General features: G+C 68.7%; 2 protein-coding genes and 1 pseudogene. 1 reads left to right on the top strand and 2 read right to left on the bottom strand.

Annotation, left to right across the window (positions count from 1 at the left end; genetic code table 11):
• Positions 1–818, bottom strand: an 818-nt coding sequence (locus ABZ453_RS50705; protein WP_359026800.1) for an alpha/beta fold hydrolase, incomplete at its 3' end; no start/stop codon positions are given.
• Positions 819–855: 37 nt separating this feature from the next.
• Positions 856–981, bottom strand: a pseudogene (locus tag ABZ453_RS50700) (short-chain dehydrogenase); the annotation flags it as partial.
• Positions 982–1816: 835 nt separating this feature from the next.
• Here ABZ453_RS50700 and ABZ453_RS50695 point away from each other — a divergent pair.
• Positions 1817–3316, top strand: coding sequence for an MFS transporter (locus ABZ453_RS50695; RefSeq protein ID WP_359026798.1), 1500 nt, complete (start codon positions 1817–1819; stop codon positions 3314–3316).
• Positions 3317–3605: the final 289 nt, after the last annotated feature.

Genomic DNA, 3605 nt, shown 5'->3' with positions numbered 1-3605 from the left:
CCTGCCTGGGGGACCTGTGTGAAGTCGGCGAAGGGAAGCAGTTGCTTGTTGGCCTCCCGGTCGGAGGGCCGGGACCAGTCCTTCTCGCCGTAGACCAGGTGCACCGGCGCCTTGACCTCGCGATAGCGTGAGCGGGCGGCGATGAGGCTGGGCAGTGCCTGGTAGACGGCCCGGGCGACGGTCGGGTAGCCGGCGCGGCTGCCGACCTGGAGGAGCTCGTCCACGTAGTCCTCCCGTAGCGCGTTCTTGTCGCCGAGGCCGCCCTGAAGGATCTTGGTGAGGGCGGGCTTGGGCTCCACACCGGCGATCACCGGGCCCACGACGGGCGTGAGGACGCCGCTGACGACGACGCGGGCGAGGAGGCTGGAGCGGGCGATTCCGCCCCGGAAGTCGTACGTGTTCACTGCTACGACGCGGCGCACCCGCTCGGGCAGATCCGCCGCGGTGGTCAGGGCGAGCACCGCTCCCATGGACTCGCCGACCAACGTCACGTCGTGCAGGTCGAGTTCGGTCAGGAGGCGCTCGACGCCCGCGCGCATGGCGGGTTCGTCGTAGGAGGCGCCGGGGACGATCTCGGAGTAGCCCATTCCGGGCAGGTCGAGGGCGTACACGGTGTAGTGGTCCGCGATCAGGGGGATGAGGTGGCGGTAGTGCTCGGCCTGGGTGCGCACGGTGTGCAGCAGGACGAGGGGGGTGCCGGTGCCGGCTTTGAGGTAGCGGAGGGTTCCTTCGCGGCTGGCGCGTCCTGTGCGGGGGGCGATGGTGTGGGTGGTGGTTCCGGGGATGTGGAGGGTGGGGCGGGGGTCCTGGGTGGGCATGTCGCCGGCTCCTTGAGCAGTAAGGGGGGTGCTGGTTGGCCAGTTGGGGATAGAGTGCCGCGAGATCGTCGGCGAGGCATGTTTTGGCCTGGCGGGAGATGTCGCAGGCGAGTACTTCGTGGGATTCGGTCTCGACGAGGGCGAGTGCGGCGACGTCAGGGGGAGGAGGACTCCTGCACGAGCGCCTTGCCGATGTCCCGGCTGCCGCCGGTGACGAAGACGTTCGCGTTCTTCAAAGTGGTCATGACTGCCTGTCGGGATCGAGAAACCGATCGGTTTCCGCTAAGGTAAACCGATCGGTTTCCGAGCGCAAGCCCGGCGAGGTTCCGGTTTCACCGGCGCCTTCCGTACTTGTTGATTCCGGGGACTCTCGACATAGATGGTGACGCGGTCGCCTCGCAGTCTGGACGCCGAGCCGGGCGCCGCGTCGATGTGGTGGATCTGTGCGAACCACTGCTGCGGTTATCGCCGTGAGTGCGGGCAGGCGGAACAGGCGGTCGAGTGAGCCCCGGTGGAGTGTCGGCGAGTCGCGGCTCCCTGCGTGTGGGGTCCCCTCCGGAAGTGGCGGGCACCGGCTTGTCGGTGTGTCGTCCTCGGCGCGCGGCCGCACGGGGCTGCTCCGCCCGGCCGTCGCTTGCGGCTACTCCCTACGGGATGCGACCCCCCGCACCGTGATCGCGGCAACATGTCGATGCCGAAGTAAGCCCCAAGTCCCGGTAAGCGGCGGCGTGTTCACTCCGATCGCCTTCGACGGCGACAGCATCGGGCCGCGCACGTCCGCAGTGGCGCCGTAGATCGCCGGCTCGCGACAGCAGCCGTGCCGCGTCGCCGAGCAGTCGGCCGCGCGTCACCGGCCCCACGTGGGCTTCGACTTCCCGGGTCGTTCCCGGCTCGGAGGCGACCCGAACTTGCACTGTGGAAACTGATCTGTTTTTCTAGCTGGAAACAGATCGGTTTCCGGCTGATGGTCGGTCCATGACCAGCGACTAAGGGGAAATGTGAGTACCACCTTCGACCGCGGAGCGCCCGCCTCCGGGAAAACAGACTCGGGCCGCCGCGGCTCACATGCCGTGCGCTGGTGGGTGCTGGTCGTGCTGGGCGTGGCACAGCTGATGGTCACGCTCGACGCGACCGTCGTGAACATCGCGCTGCCCGAAGCGCAGCATGACCTCGGTTTCAGTGACGGCAGCCGGCAGTGGGTCATCACGGGGTACGCCCTGGCGTTCGGCAGCCTGCTGCTGCTCGGTGGCCGGCTCGGTGACCTGTTCGGCCGACGTACGACCTTCGTGACCGGCCTGGTCGGTTTCGCGGCCGCGTCCGTCGTCGGCGGCGCGGCCGGCAGCTTCGAGATACTCGTCGCGGCCCGCGTGGCCCAGGGCCTGTTCGCCGCGCTGCTCGCGCCCGCGGCGCTCTCCCTGCTCAGTGTGACCTTCACCGACCCGGCCGAGCGGCCGAAGGCGTTCGGCATCTTCAGTGCGTTGTCCGGTGCGGGCGCCGCGGTCGGACTCCTGCTCGGCGGCATGCTCACCGAATGGGCGTCATGGCGCTGGGTGATGTACGTGAACGTCGTCTTCGCGGGCGTCGCGCTGGCCGGTGCGCTGCTGTTGCTATCCAAACCCGCACACACCGAGCGGCCCAGGATCGACGTTCCCGGCACCGTCGTGGTGAGCGCCGCGCTGTTCGGCATCGTCTACGGATTCGCGCACGTCGAATCCACCAGCTGGACCGACCCGGTCGCCCTCGGCTCCATGATCAGCGGCGTGGTGCTGCTCGGGGTGTTCGCCTGGCTGGAGTCCAGGGTCGCGCATCCGCTGCTGCCGCTGCGCGTCGTGCTGGACCGGACCCGGGGCGGTTCGTTCCTGGCCGTGTTCGTCCTGGGCATGGGGATGTTCTCGATCTTCCTGTTCCTGACCTACTACCTGGAGGCCAGCATCGGCTACTCGCCGATCGAGGCCGGGCTGTCCTTCCTGCCGATGGTCGGCGGCATCGTCGCCTCGTCGACCACGGTGCCGTCCCTGCTGCTGCCCAGGGTCGGACCGAAGGTCGTGGTCACCGCCGGCTTCCTGGTGTCCGCATCCGGAATGGCCCTGCTGACGCAGCTCACGCTGAACAGCGCCTACGTCGCCAACATCATGCCGGGCATGATCCTGCTGGGCCTCGGCATCGGTGCGGTGATGACCACCTCGTTCCAGGGCGCGACCGCGGGCGTGCACCACGAGGACGCGGGCGTCGCCTCGGCACTGATCAACACCAGCCAGCAGGTGGGCGGTTCGATCAGCACGGCCCTGCTGACCACCGTCGCCTCGTCGGCCGCGACCGACTACCTGTCCTCGCACAAGCCCGGCGCGCTGACCGTGGCGCAGGCCGGGGTGGAGAGCTACACGGCCACCCTGGCGTGGGGTGCCGGGATCTTCGTGGTCGGTGCGGTGCTGGCGGCGTTCCTGATGCCGAACAGGGCTCTGGCGCCGTCGGAGGGCGAGCCCGTGATCGCCCACTGAGTGCTGAATCCACCGTGGTGAGAAGTGCCCGTGCTGATTGGTGCCGCTAAGGTGCCAATCAGAAGGAAGGCGCGGGCATCTCTGATACCGGTGCTCACCGTCTACCGGTACGTTCCGTCGTCACCCAACCGATCGTCGCCGGTAGAGGGCACCCGAGATGTGGGCTGCATTGGCGAGGTGGATGTGGCCGCCGCTAGCCGTGCCAGGTGCGCCGAACAGGCTGTGGCGGACTGGTCCTGGAACCGCGATGGGGGAGCGGACGTTCCGGCGCCCCCGTCGAGGCGCATGC

It is taken from the genome of Streptomyces sp. NPDC005799 (genome assembly GCF_040630525.1).
Lineage (GTDB): Bacteria > Actinomycetota > Actinomycetes > Streptomycetales > Streptomycetaceae > Streptomyces > Streptomyces griseorubiginosus_B.
This window is presented reverse-complemented; position numbering and strand designations above follow the sequence as displayed.